This window comes from Undibacterium sp. KW1, assembly GCF_009937955.1.
In the GTDB taxonomy this organism is placed as follows: Bacteria; Pseudomonadota; Gammaproteobacteria; order Burkholderiales; family Burkholderiaceae_D; genus Undibacterium.
Map to the genome: position 1 here is coordinate 6,043,153 of NZ_AP018439.1, position 16,216 is coordinate 6,059,368.

General features: G+C 54.0%; 15 protein-coding genes and 1 other RNA gene. 7 read left to right on the forward strand and 9 right to left on the reverse strand.

Going from position 1 to position 16,216, the window contains the following annotated elements; translation table 11 throughout:
- The first annotated feature begins 87 nt into the window (after positions 1-87).
- The gene (locus UNDKW_RS27305) at positions 88-1,371 is read left to right on the forward strand and encodes an HD-GYP domain-containing protein (RefSeq protein WP_162061333.1); all 1,284 of its coding nucleotides are present in this window, start codon (positions 88-90) and stop codon (positions 1,369-1,371) included.
- Positions 1,368-3,764, forward strand: coding sequence for a bifunctional diguanylate cyclase/phosphodiesterase (locus tag UNDKW_RS27310; RefSeq protein ID WP_162061334.1), 2,397 nt, complete (start codon positions 1,368-1,370; stop codon positions 3,762-3,764). Before UNDKW_RS27305 ends, UNDKW_RS27310 begins: the two co-directional genes overlap by 4 nt.
- A gap of 93 nt (positions 3,765-3,857) precedes the next feature.
- Here the strand turns inward: UNDKW_RS27310 and UNDKW_RS27315 are convergent, their stop codons facing one another.
- Positions 3,858-4,619 carry a tetratricopeptide repeat protein gene (locus UNDKW_RS27315; RefSeq protein ID WP_162043955.1) on the reverse strand — a complete coding sequence of 254 codons (762 nt, stop codon included), beginning with the start codon at positions 4,617-4,619 and terminating at the stop codon, positions 3,858-3,860.
- Positions 4,620-4,779: 160 nt separating this feature from the next.
- On the opposite strand from UNDKW_RS27315, the gene UNDKW_RS27320 reads away from it, so the two are divergent.
- Positions 4,780-5,691, forward strand: a complete 912-nt coding sequence (locus tag UNDKW_RS27320) for a methylglyoxal synthase (protein ID WP_162061335.1) — start codon at positions 4,780-4,782, stop codon at positions 5,689-5,691.
- Here the strand turns inward: UNDKW_RS27320 and UNDKW_RS27325 are convergent.
- The 3 genes from UNDKW_RS27325 to UNDKW_RS27335 all read right to left on the reverse strand — a co-directional run bounded on the left by UNDKW_RS27325 (position 5,688) and on the right by UNDKW_RS27335 (position 8,217).
- Positions 5,688-6,458, reverse strand: a complete 771-nt coding sequence (locus UNDKW_RS27325; RefSeq protein ID WP_162061336.1) for a hypothetical protein — start codon at positions 6,456-6,458, stop codon at positions 5,688-5,690. The two genes, UNDKW_RS27320 and UNDKW_RS27325, sit on opposite strands and share 4 nt — an antisense overlap.
- A 69-nt stretch (positions 6,459-6,527) precedes the next feature.
- Positions 6,528-7,349 (reverse strand): DUF2491 family protein, encoded by an 822-nt coding sequence (locus UNDKW_RS27330; protein ID WP_232063143.1) that lies wholly within the window; start codon positions 7,347-7,349, stop codon positions 6,528-6,530.
- A gap of 4 nt (positions 7,350-7,353) precedes the next feature.
- Positions 7,354-8,217: a hypothetical protein gene (locus UNDKW_RS27335; protein WP_162061337.1), complete on the reverse strand. Its 864-nt coding sequence runs from the start codon at positions 8,215-8,217 to the stop codon at positions 7,354-7,356.
- Between the two features lie 116 nt (positions 8,218-8,333).
- On the opposite strand from UNDKW_RS27335, the gene UNDKW_RS27340 reads away from it, so the two are divergent.
- Positions 8,334-8,825, forward strand: coding sequence for a phage regulatory CII family protein (locus tag UNDKW_RS27340; RefSeq protein ID WP_162043959.1), 492 nt, complete (start codon positions 8,334-8,336; stop codon positions 8,823-8,825).
- Positions 8,826-8,849: 24 nt separating this feature from the next.
- Here the strand turns inward: UNDKW_RS27340 and UNDKW_RS27345 are convergent, their stop codons facing one another.
- Entirely contained in the window at positions 8,850-9,734 is an 885-nt protein-coding gene (locus tag UNDKW_RS27345; protein WP_197893031.1) for a DUF2314 domain-containing protein, read from the reverse strand.
- Positions 9,735-9,876: 142 nt separating this feature from the next.
- Here UNDKW_RS27345 and UNDKW_RS27350 point away from each other — a divergent pair, with 142 nt between their 5' ends.
- Both UNDKW_RS27350 and UNDKW_RS27355 read left to right on the forward strand, forming a co-directional pair.
- Complete coding sequence (locus UNDKW_RS27350; RefSeq protein WP_232063144.1) at positions 9,877-10,470, forward strand: chromate transporter; 594 nt, start codon at positions 9,877-9,879, stop codon at positions 10,468-10,470.
- Positions 10,470-11,066: a chromate transporter gene (locus tag UNDKW_RS27355; RefSeq protein ID WP_232063145.1), complete on the forward strand. Its 597-nt coding sequence runs from the start codon at positions 10,470-10,472 to the stop codon at positions 11,064-11,066. The genes UNDKW_RS27350 and UNDKW_RS27355 overlap by 1 nt, the downstream gene beginning before the upstream one ends.
- Positions 11,067-11,085: 19 nt before the next feature.
- On the opposite strand, the gene UNDKW_RS27360 is transcribed toward UNDKW_RS27355, so the two are convergent.
- From UNDKW_RS27360 to UNDKW_RS27370, 3 genes are all read right to left on the reverse strand, one after another.
- Positions 11,086-11,160: non-coding RNA, sX9 sRNA (locus UNDKW_RS27360), on the reverse strand.
- 62 nt (positions 11,161-11,222) lie between these two features.
- A complete protein-coding gene (locus UNDKW_RS27365) occupies positions 11,223-12,623 on the reverse strand; it encodes a DUF1501 domain-containing protein (RefSeq protein WP_174247618.1) in 1,401 nt (466 codons plus the stop codon).
- Positions 12,624-12,870: 247 nt separating this feature from the next.
- A complete protein-coding gene (locus UNDKW_RS27370) occupies positions 12,871-14,625 on the reverse strand; it encodes a DUF1800 family protein (RefSeq protein ID WP_232063146.1) in 1,755 nt (584 codons plus the stop codon).
- A 325-nt stretch (positions 14,626-14,950) separates the two neighbouring features.
- Between UNDKW_RS27370 and UNDKW_RS30720 the strand changes: the two genes are divergently transcribed.
- Positions 14,951-15,808, forward strand: a complete 858-nt coding sequence (locus UNDKW_RS30720) for a hypothetical protein (RefSeq protein ID WP_162043962.1) — start codon at positions 14,951-14,953, stop codon at positions 15,806-15,808.
- 5 nt (positions 15,809-15,813) lie between these two features.
- On the opposite strand, the gene UNDKW_RS27380 is transcribed toward UNDKW_RS30720, so the two are convergent.
- On the reverse strand, positions 15,814-16,128 hold the full coding sequence (locus UNDKW_RS27380; RefSeq protein ID WP_162061338.1) for a hypothetical protein: 315 nt from the start codon (positions 16,126-16,128) through the stop codon (positions 15,814-15,816).
- Positions 16,129-16,216: the final 88 nt, after the last annotated feature.

Below are 16,216 nucleotides of genomic sequence, written 5' to 3' on the forward strand. Positions count from 1 at the left end.
ATAGTGCTGCGCGGAATGCATGCCGCGCCCAGGCAGCATATAGGCTAAAAAACGAGCTCAAGCGTCACATTTCCGGACACCGGTGTCATGACTGATATTCATACACAGTTTATTGAGCTTGGCCAGCTGCGCATAGGCATGTTTGTCTATCTGGACGTGGGCTGGATGGACCATCCCTTCCCGGTTTCGAACTTCAAGATCAGCAATCAGTCGCAAATCGATACCATACGTTCGCTGGGGCTGGAGCGCATACGCTATGCGCCGGACAAGAGCACGCCCGAAGCAAGCAACACTGAGGAACAGCAGCCCGCCCAGCAGGAAATCAAGGCCACCGAAAGTCCGGCGGCCTTTGCCGCCCGGCAAAGAAGGGAATTGCTGGCCAGCCAGCAAGCCAGCCTGCAAGTCTGTGAACGCCAGTTTGCCCATGCGGCGCAAACCTTCAAGCAGGTCACGGACCTGCTCCATTCCAAGCCGTCCCAGGCCAAAGAACTGGCCGAACAATTGATACAAGGTTTCTTGGGCCAGATACTCGGTGAAGATGAGGCAGCAATACGCCTGCTGTCAGAAAAAGCCGGGGAAAAAACCTCGCTGCATTCCATCAATGTGACTGTCATTTCACTCTTGCTGGGACGGGCCCTGCATTTGAGCAAGGCCGAGATGCTGGACCTGGGTGTAGCCACCATCCTGCATGACATAGGCAAGATGGAATTGCCAGACCGCCTGCGCTGGCAGGATGAGCATTTCAATCATGCCGAGCGTGAGCTTTACCACGAGCACGTCGTGCACAGCCTGGCGATGGCGCGCAAGATGGGCTTGTCGGCGAATGTCATGCTGGCCATCGCCCAACATCATGAACATGCTGATGGCACGGGTTACCCCAGCAAGGTACAGGGTGACAAGCTGAGTACCATCAGCCGCATTGTTGCCCTTGTAAATCATTACGATAATCTGTGTAATCCGGCCAACCCGGCATTTGCAGTCACCCCGCATGAAGCCCTGTCGCAGATTTTTACCCAGCACAAGCCGCGCTTTCACGCCCCTACCCTGACCGCCTTCATCCGCATGATGGGCATTTACCCGCCGGGCTCAGTCGTGCAACTGACCGATGAGCGCTATGCCATGGTGGTTTCTGTCAATTCTGCGCGACCCATCAAACCCAAGGTTGTCATCCACAACTCTGCAGTGCCGCGCGAAGAAGCACTGGTCATCAATCTGGAGCATGAAAGCACGCTGTGCATACACCGCAGCTTAAAGCCACTGCAACTGCCTAAGGCGGCTTATGATTATTTGTCACCGCGCAAACGCCTGTGCTATTTCTTTGAACGCGGCCTGGAGGCCGAGGCACGTAGCGAAGACGGGGCAGCCACATGAAAGCCCATCCCTGGCAATCACTGATAGAAGGCTTGCTGGAAGCAGTGATACTGGTCGATCCCATACAGCTACGCATAGTCGCTGCCAACCGGGCCATCCATCAATTGCTGCAAGTCCCGTCTGGCAGCCTGTTTGGCAGGGGTATAGTTGATCTGGCCGCCGCACCTGAAGATGTGTTCTTCTGGGAGGATGTGGCGGCTGGCCTGTCAGAAAACATCCATTCCGAAACCCTGCTGAAACGCGCTGATGGCAGCATAGTCCAGATAGAAAGACGGGTGACCCTGCTCAGGATGGGCCTGGACAGCTCAGTCTATGTGGTCGCCATCAATGACCATTCCAGTCAGCGCCAGGTCGAGAATGAGCTTGAAAAACTGATTGCCGAACTGCGTGCCACACTGGAATCCACGGCAGACGGCATACTGGTCACCGATCTTGATGGCGCCATACGCAGTTACAACCATTTGTTCGCTGAGCTGTGGGGACTGCCGGACGACTTGATGACCCAGCGTAATGACAGAGCCATCTATGCCTGGATGGATAAAAGCATGCTCGATGCCAGGCAGTATGAAGAGCGACTGGGCACCATCACCCGCTCGCCGTTGATGGAAGCGACTGATGTACTGACCCTGCGCTCTGGCAAGATACTGGAGAGAGTGACCTTGCCGCAGTATGCACGGGGACGCCCGATAGGCCGGGTTTATTCTTACCGCGATATCACCCAGCGTCTGGCAGACGAGGCACGCCTGCGCCTTGCCGCCAAGGTATTTGAGTCAAGTACCGATGCAATTTTCATTACCGATGCAGAACAGAAAATAGTCACCACCAACCCCAGTTTCGAGCGCCTCAGCAGTTATACCGAACAGGAAATGCTGGGCAAGACTCCCAGAGAATTTTTTTCCATGGAAGGCAATGCCAGCCAGGTGGAGAACCTGCTCAAGGAGCTGGAAAACCTGGGCTTCTGGGAAGGAGAATTGTGGAACCGCCGCAAGAATGGCAATGCCTATCTGTGCATGATTTCCCTGGTCAGGGTCCCGGATGCCAAGGGTGGTGCGTTGAACTACATAGGCTTTTTCAAGGACAGGACAGAAACCCATACGGCAAAACAAAAGATAGAAGAACTGGCATTTTCTGACGTATTGACAGGCTTGCCCAACCGGCTGCTGCTGGATGAGCGCATACGCCAGGCGATCACGATTTCCAGCCGCAATCATTCGACCTTTTCCCTGCTATTTCTCGACCTTGATCATTTCAAGCAAATCAATGATGCCCTCGGTCATCCCTTTGGCGACCGCGTACTGTTGCAAGTCACTGAGCGTCTGAAGAAATGCATACGCCAGGTGGATACTGCTGCCCGCCTGGGCGGGGATGAATTTGTCTTGCTCCTGCATGAAGCTGATGCCGAAGGTGCAGAGATTTGTGCCAGGAGGGTGCTGGAAGAATTGTCAGCGCCGTTTTCACTCGACAGCATGAATTTCACCGTCACTGCCAGCATAGGCATTGCGCTCTATCCGGCAGACGGACAAAGCATGGCTGACCTGATCAAGAATGCCGACAGTGCCATGTACCATGTCAAGGAACGCGGGCGTTCAGACTTCCGTTTTTACCAGCGCCAGATGAATATCGGCCTGTTGTCACGCATGAAGCTCGACCATGCCATGCGGCAGGCACTGGAACATGAGTTATTCCGCTTGCATTACCAGCCTCAGATAGAGCTGGCTACCGGCAAGTTGCTGGGTGTCGAGGCCTTATTGCGCTGGACAGACAAAGACCTGGGCGAAGTCAGCCCGTCACAATTCATACCGGTGGCCGAAGAATCGGGCGTCATCGTCCCCATAGGTAACTGGGTCATGCAAACGGCGATACGGCAGGCCGCCTTATGGAACCGTGATGGCAAGTCCATGCGGGTGGCGATCAATGTCTCTGCACTGCAATTCCAGCAAACCAATTTTGTCGATAGCATTGCAGCAGCCTTGCAGGAACATAGCTTGCAACCGCAATGCATAGAACTGGAATTGACAGAATCGATACTCATCAAAGATGCCGAAGATGCACTGAGAAAACTGGAAGCCCTGGCAGCCCTTGGCGTCAAACTGGCGATTGACGACTTTGGTACCGGCTATTCCAGCCTCAGCTACCTGAAACGTTTCCCTATCTACAAACTCAAGATAGACCGTTCATTCATTGATGACTTGCCGGGCAATGAAAGTGATATCGCGATAGTCACTGCCATCATCAGCCTGGCCCATGCCCTGAAATTACGCGTGATTGCCGAAGGCGTCGAAACCCGGGAGCAAAGAGATTTTCTGCAGCAACTGCAATGCGAGGAAATGCAGGGCTATCTGTTTGCGCATGCGATGTCGGCACAGGAATTTGAACAACAATATTTGCGCTGAGATTTGCGCTGAAAATAAGCTAAATTGCCGGACACATAGAAAAATGCCGCTAAAAAAATGAGCGGCATTTTTTCATTTGAGCATCAGGGCAAATCAAAGATGCGTTTTCCAATAGCGCGAATCATCGCGAATCTCTGCAATCTGTTCGCTGGTCAGCTCATTGCTGACCAGTTCACGGCTATCCATCGCCATACTGCCAACCTTGACACTGGCTTTCAGCAAATAGCGATAGCCTGTCATCATGTCACGCTCTACCCCATCACCATGCAGGTAGCGCAAGCCCATCTGGAACTGGGCGCTTGACAGGCCCTGCTCGGCCGCCAGCATCTCCCAGTGGGCTGCCTGGACTACATTTTTTTCTACGCCCTCACCTTCCTGCAAAGCCAATGCCAGATGATGTTGGGCACTGGCATTGCCCTGCTGGGCGGCCTGTTGATACCAGAAAACTGCTTCTTCATCGTTTTCTTCTACACCCTTGCCGTTCGCATACATATAACCAAGAGCAAGCTGGGCAGAAGTCAGCCCCTGCAGTGCAGCGCGGCGGAACAGGCGGAAAGCCTGACCCTCATCCGTTTCCACGCCCTCACCGGTCAGGTACATGACACCGAGATTAGCCTGGGCACCGGCATGACCCTGGTCTGCCGCCTGCTCCAGCCAGTAAGCAGCTTCCTGCGCATTTTGCAAGTTATCACTGGGTTCAAGATAGAGCAGGCCCAACATATTCTGTGCCTGGGTGTCCCCTAGCAGGGCCCAGCGCCGGACTTGCATTTCATCATCAAAATCATCATCACCCAAAGCCGAGGCACAGGTCGTCATGATCATGAGCACCATCAGCAGATGCCGCCATTTTTTCATTTTATCCTCACCTGTTTTACTTCATGTACAGAATGCTACGCCTGTCCTGCCTTTTTCGTGTGTCTCGACTGTTGGATTAGGTAACAAAATGTAGCCCCCAGTCAGCAAGTGTAGCCACTCTGAGAGTAAACTATGGGAACAGACAGTTTTCCCACCCGCCATGAAAGCAGATGCCGTGACCTCAGCAAAAAAGCTACGCATAGGATTGATTGCCAACCGATCTCACCAGGACGCCCCCAATTCTGCACTGGTGCAGCTACTACATGGTGGCGGGCCCGCGCTACAGCATCTGCAGGCAGAACTCGTGATAGTCGGACGTACCCTGGATGCCATTATTTCACATGGGTTGCTGGAAAGCTGCCCTGCGGTCGAGCGTTTTCCCTATGGCCGCGAAGGTGGCCTCATGAAACTGGTATCAAGAGTGGTCGATAAAGACCCGGCCAGGGCAGTCGGTGCGGTGATCTACCTGATAGATCCGGTCGATCCTTCTTCGGTTTTCCCGGAAGCCCATGCACTCAAGCGCCAGTGTGTCATACACCGCAAACCTTTTTTGGCGACGCTGGCCAGCGCCAGGGAATGGCTGGAACTCGAAGCCACCGCAAGCGGTGCAGCAACAGACCTCAAACTGAACCCGACTTTTGAATTGCAAAATGAAGGCATCGCCCTGATCGCCCATGATGCGATGAAAGACAGCATGCTGCTCATGGCAGAGAAACACTTTGCGCTGCTCGACAGCTTTGGCCAGCGCTATGCAACCGGCACGACAGGTGGCCTGCTGAACAAGCTGGCACAAAAAATCAAGGGAGAAGAAGCCGGCAAGAATTGGGTCACCCCTTATCTTTCCGGCCCCCTCGGTGGAGACGCACAACTGGCAGAGCTGGTACTCGACAGACAGATACGCCGCATCCTGTTCCTCGAAGACCCGCATGTGGCACGCCAGCATGAAGCGGACATACAGTTACTCGAAAGAGCGGCCCGCACCGTCTGTGACTTTTCACAAGTCATCAGCGAAGTCACTGGCGCAGACCGCTGGCTGACACTACTGACCCAGAGGGTCAGCAGCCAGGCTTAAGCCGCAGTTGCGGTCTGGCTGGAAAGGCGCTTGAGTCTTTCCAGCGTGCTCTCACCTGAAGTATCTGCCTGCGCCACCGATTTGCGGATGGCGTCAATCTCTGCCGCCTGGTCCAGCGGTTTTTGCGCGATATCGGCAACGATGCGCAAACCCGCCGCTTCGTTACTGACTGTCTGTGCGCGGCGTGTCAGGGCATTCAAGGCACTTGAATGGCTGGCCATGCTGGACAGGCTGCTAAGTTGCTCCTGGCGGTCCATGCGCAATTGCTGCAAGTCTTTTTGTGCCTTGGCCGCAGCCAGGCTTTGCAGGGCTTTTTTCGCAGCAGCATCAAAGTCCGCCAGTTGTCTGGAGAAGGCATCGACGATCTTCTGCAATTCATCCATGTATTCTCTGGCATCTGCTTCTTCCTGAATTTCCAGTGGCAGGCGTGCCTTGTTGGCTTCAAGCTCATCACAGAACAGGCTGACGGTTGCTTCAGAAATCTTGCCTGCCGCAAGACGGTCTGCCAGTGTCGCCGAGGCTTTTTCATCGTTCGCAATCAGCTCACGCAGGCGCACCACATCATTATGTTCCTTGTCGAAAGAAGCGCGGGCTGCGGCCAGTTTTTGTGCCGTATCGCGCAAGGCGGCTGCCAGACGATCACGGTCAGCTTCGGTCGCTGTCTCAGGATCAAAATTGGCGATCGCCTCAGATATCTTGTCGCCGAGTGCGCCAAAGTGTTTGGAAATCAAACGTGCGGTCAAGCCCCAGCCATTCATATTGCTCATGGTAATCCTCTCAATGTGTGATGCGGTAATGGTCAAATACAGTATTACGGGTACTACATCAAAACGGTGCTATTGCACCAGCAGCCTTTCCGCTTCCAGGGGTAAGGCAATCATAAAATCAACATGGATGTCGCGCTTGCTGCTGCCATCCTTGCTGCGTAAAATCTCAGTGCTGATCAACAGTAATTCAGACTGCTCACCGGCCTCATTCAAACTCCTGCGGTAAGGCATGAAGACCACATCCTGCTGCAAACCAAGTTTGCCTGCTGCATCATCAATGCGGGTTTCGACACCTTTAAAAGGAGCAACGAATTCCTGCGCCGGGTCACCGGCATCGCGTTCATATTGCAGACTGTCAGCATCAGAAAATACACTGTCAAGGCTGGCCTCATCCCAGCCTATGCTCACCAGTTGCTCGCGCCACAGGCTGTAATTACGGTCACCCAGCCCAGCACCGTTTTCACCGAGAAAGGCTTGCTGGTCTTCGACGGTTTCCGGTATCAGCCTTGTCAGGTGGCTGCAATACAAGAGCTCTTGCAATTCACCGCTGGCATCGCAATACAACTGCAGGAATTTCTCGCCGCCATTGTTACCATCGGCATCGCGGTTCAGGTAATAGCGGTACATCTTGCCGCTGATCGGCAGTTGCATACGGCTGATGGCGACGATGCGGGTCTCCGCTTCATCCGGCATGGCGATCAACGAACCCTGGCTGATGGCGCGTATCAACGGTGTCTTTTGCAGATTGACGACACTGCCTATACGCGCGCCCAGCGGCAGGGAAGCATCCTGCCTGCCACTCTCTGCATGCATGTCATCTGCGACAAGTTCATCCTTGTCGTGCTTGTTGAACAGTTTGCCTACATACTGATATGCATCTTTCCAGGCCATGATATTAATTTCCTCCTAAACTGTAATGAAATGCACTGTCTTGTTTGTTGCGCCTGCTGCGTCTGCTAAGCAGGAATTGCCAGCCTGCCCATGCCAGCGCAGCAAACAGCAAGATGACGAGAACGGTGCGCAGCAATTTAAAATCACCGTTCTCCTGTGCCACTTTGGTCGCTGTTACTGTTGCCGCTGCGTTTTCTGCATCTGAACTGCTCAATGCAGGCGCCTTGTCATCCACTGCGGCAGCGCTGCTTGCGACCTCATCCTTGCTACTGCCTGTCCCTGTATTGGCAATCGGTTCCAGTTGCTGCGACTGACGGTTTTCTGCTGCCTGAGGGTGGCTCATCACACTACCAAGTATCACGCCACCAACGACAGCAGGCAAAATGCCACTACCTCTCTGCGCTACCTGCGGCTGCATCATGACCGGTGCAGATTGCGTCACAGGTGGTGTTGTATATGCTGGCTGGTTGGCAGACTGGTTAGCGGCTTGTTGATTGCCGCTGTTATTAACACCGTTTTTGCCACTGGCACTATTGCCAAAGCCCCGCTGGCTTTGCTGCGCTGTCTGCTGGCGTGCATCCATGCTCTTTTGTGCATTCGCCTGTGCCTGGTTTTTTTCCAGGTCACGGTTCAGTGCAGAATCAGACTTCTTGCTTGTATACGCAGGCTTGCTGGTATTGAAGCTGCCAAATCCTGTCTTTGACGGTGCCGATGGCGCAGGCTTGCTGACACTTCTTTGCGAAGAGAAGCCACCGCGAAAACCGCCGGAAGACCCGGATGAACGCCCGGCAGCATGCGCCAGGCTGGCCGAGAGTGGCAAGACCAGCGCCAGCATGATTGCTATTAATTTGTTATTAAAACTGTTCATGGTTCTCATCTATAGAAATATGGTTAAGCTATCTGTACAATCCCTCAACGCTCAATGGATGTCATCATAGTGAGCAAAAACACAAAGATCATCGGTAATAAATTAGGGAATTCACCATGACACGAAAATATTCAGACATGAACCAGCACGACGCCTTGTACAAGATTGCGCGCGCCTATCCTGGTGGCCTGGAAGCCCTGGCGGGCCGCATGGAAGTCTCGGTGAATGTCTTGCGCAACAAGCTGGCACCGGGCATAGAGTCACACTACCCTTCGTTTGAAGAACTCTCGCTGATCGTTGAGCTCTGTCATGACGCGGGCGTCAAGGATGCCCATCTGCCGCTGCATGCGCTGTTAAGCCGTCATGGCATGGCAGCGTTTGTGATACCTGAGCCTGACCAGGTCAGTGAAGATGATTTGTCGCAAACGGTCTGCCGCGTCATGAGCCGCGTTGGCGATGTGGCAGAGGCAGTATCAACTGCCTTGATCGATGGTGTGATTACGGATGCAGAAGCCGACCTGATAGAAAAAGAATTTCAGAGTGCACTGACCGTGCTGGGTGAATGGCGTGCGCGCATACGCGCACACCATAAACAAAGAGAATCGTGATTTTTCGTGAAGTAAAAAAACTGCTTAATGGAATTTTTTTTCGAGCAAGGCAACTATCCGCGGCCAGCCCATCTTGCGCGCCAGATCCAGTGCTGACTCGCCTTTGGGATTGAGCGCGCCGGGATCAGCACCATGTTTGACCAGCAAACTCACCGGTGCGAGATTACCTGCCAGTGCGTCTCTCTGCAACAGAGTCCAGCCATCTGCATCGACGCTGCGGGCAAATGCCGGTTCGTCCCGCAGACCCTGGTCCATTTTCTCTGCCATGTTTTCACTCATGGGATGTTCAGGCAGATCTTCTGTACTGAGGATAATGGGCTGTTCTTTTTTGCCGAACAAGCCGGATAAAAATCCCTGTTTTTCTTGCGTAGCGGCGGGCACGATCATGACTTCACCGGGCTTGCCAAAATCCAGGCCCCAGGCCTGGTCATGTTCTTCGCGTTCGGCTTTTGACATGTCGCTGCGCATGACATCAATACTGTAACCGCCATATACTTTACCGTTGATGGTGTACATCCAGTCACCGATCTCCGCCAGCGGGACACTGACAGGATCGCCAGCGCCAATGCTGTCCAGCCATTGCGGATTGTTCAACAAGACACCTGAGACGGTGTCGCCATCGAACTGTATTTCATTGATCCACATGTGCTCAACTTCTGGCCCTTCACTATCCGGGTCAGTCGCAAACGCCACTTTGACCGCAGCCAGACCCAGACCGGGAATAATGCGTCGGTACTCCCATGACAGCTCGCGCCAGAAATACTTGAAAGTCTTGCGCGCCTGTTCAGCCGCCGCCTGCATTGCCGAGCTGGCACCTTCAACCATGACTATCTTGTCTTCACTCATGATCTTGACCAGTAAAATAAAAACACTGTAGCGCAAAGCTGGCTGACAATTAAGCATGTGCATGACTTCGTTTCAATTGATACAAGTCCTTACTTTTTATGCATCAGGTGCTTCGCTGGGCATAGCGACATCTGTGGAAATTTGAATAGATGAAATATTTGCCCAGCAGCATTTTCACTCCTGCTTTACAATGTAAGCCTGCCCTATGCCAAGCCGCCAGGCTGCCATCATCATGTCCATAGAACTTACCAGCCAGCGCCCTACCTCCCTTGCGGATTTGTATATTTCATTTACCTTATTGGCATTGCAAGGATTTGGTGGCGTACTCGCGGTTGTACAGCGTGAGCTGGTGGAAAAGAAACGCTGGATGACGATGGAAGAATTCGTCGAAGACTGGGCCGTTGCACAGATTTTGCCGGGGCCGAATGTAGTGAATCTGTCGCTGATGATAGGCCACCGTCATTTCGGTTTTGCCGGTGCCATGACGGCGCTGGCTGGCATGTTGTCAGTCCCCTTGCTGATCGTCGTCATGCTGGCGGTGGTGTATGCGCAATTTTCCCAGTATCCCCAGGTTGTCGGCGCGCTGCGTGGCATGAGTGCGGTGACGGCAGGGCTGATCATTGCGACAGCGCTCAAGCTGGTGCCGGCCCTCAAAAATAATCCTGTTGGCAGGCTTACTGCGCTGATCTTCAGCGCCCTGTGTTTTGCTGGCATCGCTCTCTTGCGCCTGCCGCTGGCCTATGTCTTGTTCACCCTCGGCACCATCACCTGCGCACTGGTTTACCGGAGGCTGAAATAATGCTTGATACTCTGCATGGTGCCCTGCACATCACGATGAACTGGCATGACTGGTTGCAACTGTTCCTGCATTACATGATGCTGTCACTGTTGTCGATAGGCGGAGCGATTTCCACCCTGCCTGACATGCACCGTTACCTGGTGACGCAACAGGGCTGGCTTAGTGACGCACAGTTCAATGCCTCGGTGTCGATTGCCCAGGCTGCACCCGGCCCGAATGTCTTGTTCATTGCGCTCATGGGCTGGAATGTGGGCATGAATGCCGGTGGCATGTGGACAGCATTGATAGGTGTTTTCGTCGCCATGACAGGCATACTCTTGCCCAGCACCACCCTGACTTATGTGGCAGCAAGCTGGGGCCATGCCAACCGTGAACTGCGCAGCGTGCGCGCCTTCAAGCTTGGCATGGCACCGATAGTCATCGGCCTTTTGCTTGCTACCGGCTGGATCATGGCGGCATCGCACGACCAGGCCAGCAGGGACTGGCCTTTATGGCTGATGACCGTAGTCTGCACCGTCGTGGTCTGGCGCACCCGCCTGCATTTGCTATGGCTGCTGGCGGGTGGTGCTGCACTGGGCTGGTTTGGCCTGATCTGAAGACAAAGAAGTTAGAACCTGTTGACAATCTGTAGCGAGCGAGCGTCAGCGGGGTGAAGAGCAGCGCAAAAAGCGGAATGTACTTGTAGTACATGAGCATTTTGAGCAGCGCATGAGGCCCGATCATGCTTGCGCAGTAAGATTGTCAACAGGTTCTCAGACGAAACCAAGGTAGCGCTGACCGGCATCGTAATACTTGAGGTTGGGCAGCAAATCCAGCATGTCCGTATCTGATACACCCAGCCATTTGCCCAGCGTGGCGGCATACTGATCGACCGAAGTGGTCGGCAGCAGGCGCCCCTGCCCTACATCATCATCACTGTCGGTCGCCACCAGCGGTGCGGTACCGTAATAACGCTTGCCGTTGACTGCGCCGCCGAGCATGAAATGCATGCTGCCCCAGCCATGGTCAGAGCCGTCATTATTACCGGTCAGGGTGCGGCCAAAATCAGAAGCAGTGAATGCGGTGACCTTGTTATCGACTTTCAATTCCCTGGTCGCTTCATAAAATGAGTTGAGGGCTTCGGCAACACTGGCCAGCAAACCCGGATGAGTGCTGACCAGGCCATCATGGGTATCAAAGCCACCCATCGAAACAAAAAATACCTGGCGTTTTGCGCCCAGCGCACCTGCACAGGAAATCATGCGCGCCACCATCTTCAATTGCATGGCCAGGTTATTCGCTTCATTGAATGGTGTGTTGATTGCTGGTGCCCCCGCCAGTGAGGTGGTCAGGACATCATTGGCATCTATCGAGCGCTTGCTGACGCGGGTATATTCATTTTCAAACAGATGCGTGCGGGCCTGCGTGACGAGGTTTTGCAAGGCCGTGGAACAAGCCGCAGAACCAAACAGCGGTGCCTGCAAACCTGCGAGTGGCACGGAACCAGTGGTCGAGACCTGGTATTGAACGGCAGTATTGCCAGACAAGTAAACTGCATTGCCGGAGACATTCACGCATGTGAAAGTCGCATTGCCATTTCCCGCCACAAAGCGGTCCCCCATACGCCCACCCCAGCCCGATGTCGCCCCTTCGGCTGCAGATGATTGCCATACCGATTGCTGGTCATTGTGCGAAAACAGCTTGGGCGGCAACATGGCGGTTTTGTTCGTATATTCCAGCTTGGTAGTAGGCCGTATCAGGGTGCCGACATTGAGCATGATGCCCATCTTCCCTGTATTGAAGATAGGCAGCAGCGGTGCCAGCTCAGGTGCCAGCGCATACTGATGGCTGACACCGTTTCTATCGACCGGCACATTCAGGCCCTGCAAGGCAGTCGCATCAAGTTTGTCGCGGCCATAGGCCAGCGTTGGGCGCAGACGCGAATACACGGCGTAGTTGGCGCTGTCGTAAGGCACCAGCGTATTGGCGTAATCATTACCGCCATATAAAAATACACAGACGATGGCTTTGTAATCGTCTGCCGTGGCGGCGGAGGCTTCGGCCATAGCCGCGAGATTCAATGCCCATGGGGTGGCGACGCCGGCGATGGAGAGTGCAGAAGCACGTTGCAAGAATGCGCGGCGTGAGGCATTCATCGTGTTTGAATTTTTCATGATGCTTTCCTGTAGTGATGGCAGCAGATTATTTTTGCAATAGCAAGATTTATTAGGACTTACGCAAAACCGTCCCAGCAAGGCTATCGCTTTGGAAAACATCCCTTGCAGGGGATGTTTGTTTCGCTGGCAGACAACATGTTGTCTGAAACCCCAACTACACCGTAGCGACGAAGACAGTACTTTAGTACGCGGCTCCTAGGAGAGGCGCTGCAACGCAGCTGGGGCGATTTTGCGTATGTCCTCCTCATTTGAGAACGATGAATTCGGGAGCAGCCAGCACCAGAGTCAGCGCCGCATAGATTCTTTGCTTGCGACGGTTGTCATTCCCTTTGGGCATGCTATCGACAGCAGTGCTGAGGTTTTGCAAAGTTGCCGCACTTAACTGCCCGGCTGCCAGCACCAGGTTGATTTCGTCGAGCATGGCTGGCGCGGTGTCTGCCAGCGGCATCAGGCTGCTGTAGTCAGGCACGAGATCACTGATACCGCTACTGATAGCGCGCTGCATGTAATTCACATAGCCAACGACTGAAGATTCATTGGTGATCTGGAACTCGGGCGCGACCAGGCTGGCCGCTGCGATAGCAGTATTGGGCGGCACATAACCGGGACGGAAGTAATTGAACACCGAGGGTGAACGCAAAGGGCTTTGCCCCAGCCTGGTAGCAGGATCACTGGTGTTGCCCAGGTTCCAGACATCATTGATTGCCGTGACATTGTAGGCGCGCGCCCAAGCCAGGAAGCGCAGCATGGGTTCACGCAATTTGCCAAACTGCGGGTCACTGAGATTAGCTGGCTTGCGCGCCTCGTCATCGAGCAAGATGGCTGTCAATACAGCTTTCAGATTGCCTTTCTTGCTGGCTGTGCCGCTGCCATCATCATTGAATACCGTAGCGACCCTGGACACATAAGCGTTTGAGGGATTGCTGGTCACCAGTCTTTGTATGAGCTGGCGGCTGATGAAGGGTGCCACATTGTCATGAGCAAAAATGATGTCGAGTGCGGCACTCAGTGCATCGGCTCCATTGAGCCCTTCGCCTACGGTTTTATCAAGAAAAGTGGAAGGACCGGTTTCATGCCTGACCGGTACCTGTGTCATGGGCCTGTGCAAGAAGTCAGGCTTGTCCGCCTTGCCACCAGCGAGGTCAAAATCCCAGCCTGTGAAGATACGTGCCAGACCTGTGATATCGGTCAGGTCATAGGTTTCTATGTTCTTGCCATCTTGCTGGCGCGGCGTGCCATTGAGCTTGAGTTCCAGCAAACCTATGCTGAACAACTGCATCAGTTCCCGCGCATAGTTTTCATCCGGCATGGCACCGGTTTGCGCATTGTATTTGGCATTGCCACGGAAGGTCAGGTATTGCCCCATAGCAGGACTGGTCGAGACCATTTGCAGCAAGCCGCGGTAATTGCCAAAACAATTTGCTTCCAGCATGTCCAGCCAGGCCGCTGCACCAAATGCCTTCCAGCCACCACCGATGAGGCCATCGATGGAAACCACGATAATTTCTGACAAGGCCAGGGTGAAGCGCTGGCGCAGGGTATCGGGCGAGCTGATCAGTTTGCGCCAGGCGGTAGAATCAAAACCTGCCTGACTGTTGCGGTAGCTGATATCGTTAAAACCCTTGGCTACCAGCCAGTCCCAGCGTGTACCATTGCCAGGCAGGCTCAGTTGTTCATCTATCCAGCCCGCATAACCGAGGGCCTGTACCCTGGCGATCTGGGCGCGGCTGGCACCCATGCTGGCCTGGGCCAGGAAACGCGCCGCCTCAGGGGCAGTAATTGCTGCTGCACTGGGGTCAGGTGCCGGTGCTGGCGGTGCAGCCATTGCTGTATTGCCACCGGTTTCATTTTGCGCCGTCGTATTGCTGCCACCGCAGGCGGCCAGCAAGGCCGTCGATGCCAGTAACGCCGCTGCCTTCAATTCTGCCTGTTGATTGAACGTATCCTGATCCACTGCGGTCTGAGTATTCAAGTCCTCGACGCTTGGCTGGTCTTCCATGTCCTGTCTCCCTAGATTTGGTATGTGATATGAATTGTTCATTCTTGCGACCCAGGCTTGCAGAGTAGGACAGCCATGTAAATTTTTTATTACCTATTTGTAAGCAGTTGTCAGGAGTTAGGCTAATTTTCTATATAGTTTGTTACTTGCAAATGTAAATAGCATTAAAGATTCAAAAACCGGGCGCGTCATTTGTTACACTTTCGTTTTTTATCAGCATGCGCCGGTTTGCCGATTCAGCGACAGACAATCTTTGTTACAGGGAGAGACATAGTTTGAGGTATCCTTGCCACCTTGAAATTCTGCACACCGGTTCATATAGTCCATGAAGTTGAGCATAGAAGCGCCTGAGGATGAAGTTGCCCTGCCGGGCGAGATTCATTTGCATATCCGGTTTCGCCCTGCGAATATGTTCGGCATCTTGCTGGCTTTGCTGGTCCACGGGCTCTTGCTGTACTTCCTGCTGCACATGAATGTGCTCAAGAAGAAGCTTGACAAGGCTGGCTCCAGTGAACCCATGGTCTTTATCATGGACAAGGTGGCGAAAGCCCCCAAACAGGCGACTGCGCCACAAAAGCAAAAAGCTGAATCCAAGCCGGTGCGGGTGCCACCATCCAAAAACGCAATCACCCGGCCCAAGATACCGCCACCGCCAGTAACAGACTCGCCGGTAGCACAACCACCGCCGCCACAAGCCAAAGAGACCCCGCCAGAAATGGACATGATGGCCCTGGCGAATGCTGCGCGTGAACGCCGCCGTGCTGCAGAGCAGGCCGCCGCCCAGGAAAATGACGGTGCGCGTCAGGCAGGCCGCGGCATGACCCCGCAGGAAGTGGCAGAAGCCAATGTCAAACGCAGCATGCAGCAAGCAGCCAACCGTGGTGGTGGCAGCGGTGTGTTTGAACTGGGGACAGTAGGCACGCGGGTAGCCAGCTTCACTTTCCGTGGCTGGAACACCCGTGTGATTGCTTCGAATGGCAAGCAGTCCTTTGAAGTAGATGCCGGCCTTGGTGGTGACGTACGTCTGGCAGTAGTGCGCCGCATGATAGAAATCATACGTATGGAATACAAGGGCGACTTCAACTGGGAATCCCGCCGGCTGGGCCGCGTCATAGTCAAGTCAGCCCGGCCAGAAGATTCTGCCGAACTGGAAAACTTCTTGCTGAAGGAATTTTTCCCTTAATTTCCTTAATGCGGCTGGTGCCCAAGCCAGCCCGCCCGTAACGATTGCCAAGCTTGCACCAGAGCGTGCCGCCAATGTGCAGGTTCTGGTTTTTGCAGCAGAACATCGCTAGCCTGCAGTGCACGTAATTCTACCCAGCCATCATTTGACACCTGATACACACAGCCTGTGTCCAATACCGTGTCCGCCTGCCATGCCAGCCCCTCGACAAATTGCGGCCAGGCGATTAAACGCAGCTTCCCTGTCTTTACAAATAAAGTGCTGCCTGCCGCCAACAGGCAGTACATGCTCTGGTCTTGCCTGATGCTATTGCTATGCATGGTAATGCTCCTGAAAATGATCCAAAAGGAGGTTTGGATACAGGCATCAGGATAGACTTGGCCTGCAGACCTGCACAGGCACAGAAAA

What these genes read in the sequence shown, in the direction of transcription:
- UNDKW_RS27370 (WP_232063146.1), bottom strand. Translation starts at nt 14,625, where the DNA reads ATGGAAGACCAGCCAAGCGTCGAGGACTTGAATACTCAGACCGCAGTG.
- UNDKW_RS27335 (WP_162061337.1), bottom strand. Translation starts at nt 8,217, where the DNA reads ATGAACAGTTTTAATAACAAATTAATAGCAATCATGCTGGCGCTGGTC.
- UNDKW_RS27330 (WP_232063143.1), bottom strand. Translation starts at nt 7,349, where the DNA reads ATGGCCTGGAAAGATGCATATCAGTATGTAGGCAAACTGTTCAACAAG.
- UNDKW_RS27350 (WP_232063144.1), top strand. Translation starts at nt 9,877, where the DNA reads ATGCCAAGCCGCCAGGCTGCCATCATCATGTCCATAGAACTTACCAGC.
- UNDKW_RS27320 (WP_162061335.1), top strand. Translation starts at nt 4,780, where the DNA reads ATGAAAGCAGATGCCGTGACCTCAGCAAAAAAGCTACGCATAGGATTG.
- UNDKW_RS27345 (WP_197893031.1), bottom strand. Translation starts at nt 9,734, where the DNA reads ATGCACATGCTTAATTGTCAGCCAGCTTTGCGCTACAGTGTTTTTATT.
- UNDKW_RS27340 (WP_162043959.1), top strand. Translation starts at nt 8,334, where the DNA reads ATGACACGAAAATATTCAGACATGAACCAGCACGACGCCTTGTACAAG.
- UNDKW_RS27305 (WP_162061333.1), top strand. Translation starts at nt 88, where the DNA reads ATGACTGATATTCATACACAGTTTATTGAGCTTGGCCAGCTGCGCATA.
- UNDKW_RS27315 (WP_162043955.1), bottom strand. Translation starts at nt 4,619, where the DNA reads ATGAAAAAATGGCGGCATCTGCTGATGGTGCTCATGATCATGACGACC.
- UNDKW_RS27325 (WP_162061336.1), bottom strand. Translation starts at nt 6,458, where the DNA reads ATGAGCAATATGAATGGCTGGGGCTTGACCGCACGTTTGATTTCCAAA.
- UNDKW_RS27365 (WP_174247618.1), bottom strand. Translation starts at nt 12,623, where the DNA reads ATGAAAAATTCAAACACGATGAATGCCTCACGCCGCGCATTCTTGCAA.
- UNDKW_RS27310 (WP_162061334.1), top strand. Translation starts at nt 1,368, where the DNA reads ATGAAAGCCCATCCCTGGCAATCACTGATAGAAGGCTTGCTGGAAGCA.
- UNDKW_RS27380 (WP_162061338.1), bottom strand. Translation starts at nt 16,128, where the DNA reads ATGCATAGCAATAGCATCAGGCAAGACCAGAGCATGTACTGCCTGTTG.
- UNDKW_RS27355 (WP_232063145.1), top strand. Translation starts at nt 10,470, where the DNA reads ATGCTTGATACTCTGCATGGTGCCCTGCACATCACGATGAACTGGCAT.
- UNDKW_RS30720 (WP_162043962.1), top strand. Translation starts at nt 14,951, where the DNA reads ATGAAGTTGAGCATAGAAGCGCCTGAGGATGAAGTTGCCCTGCCGGGC.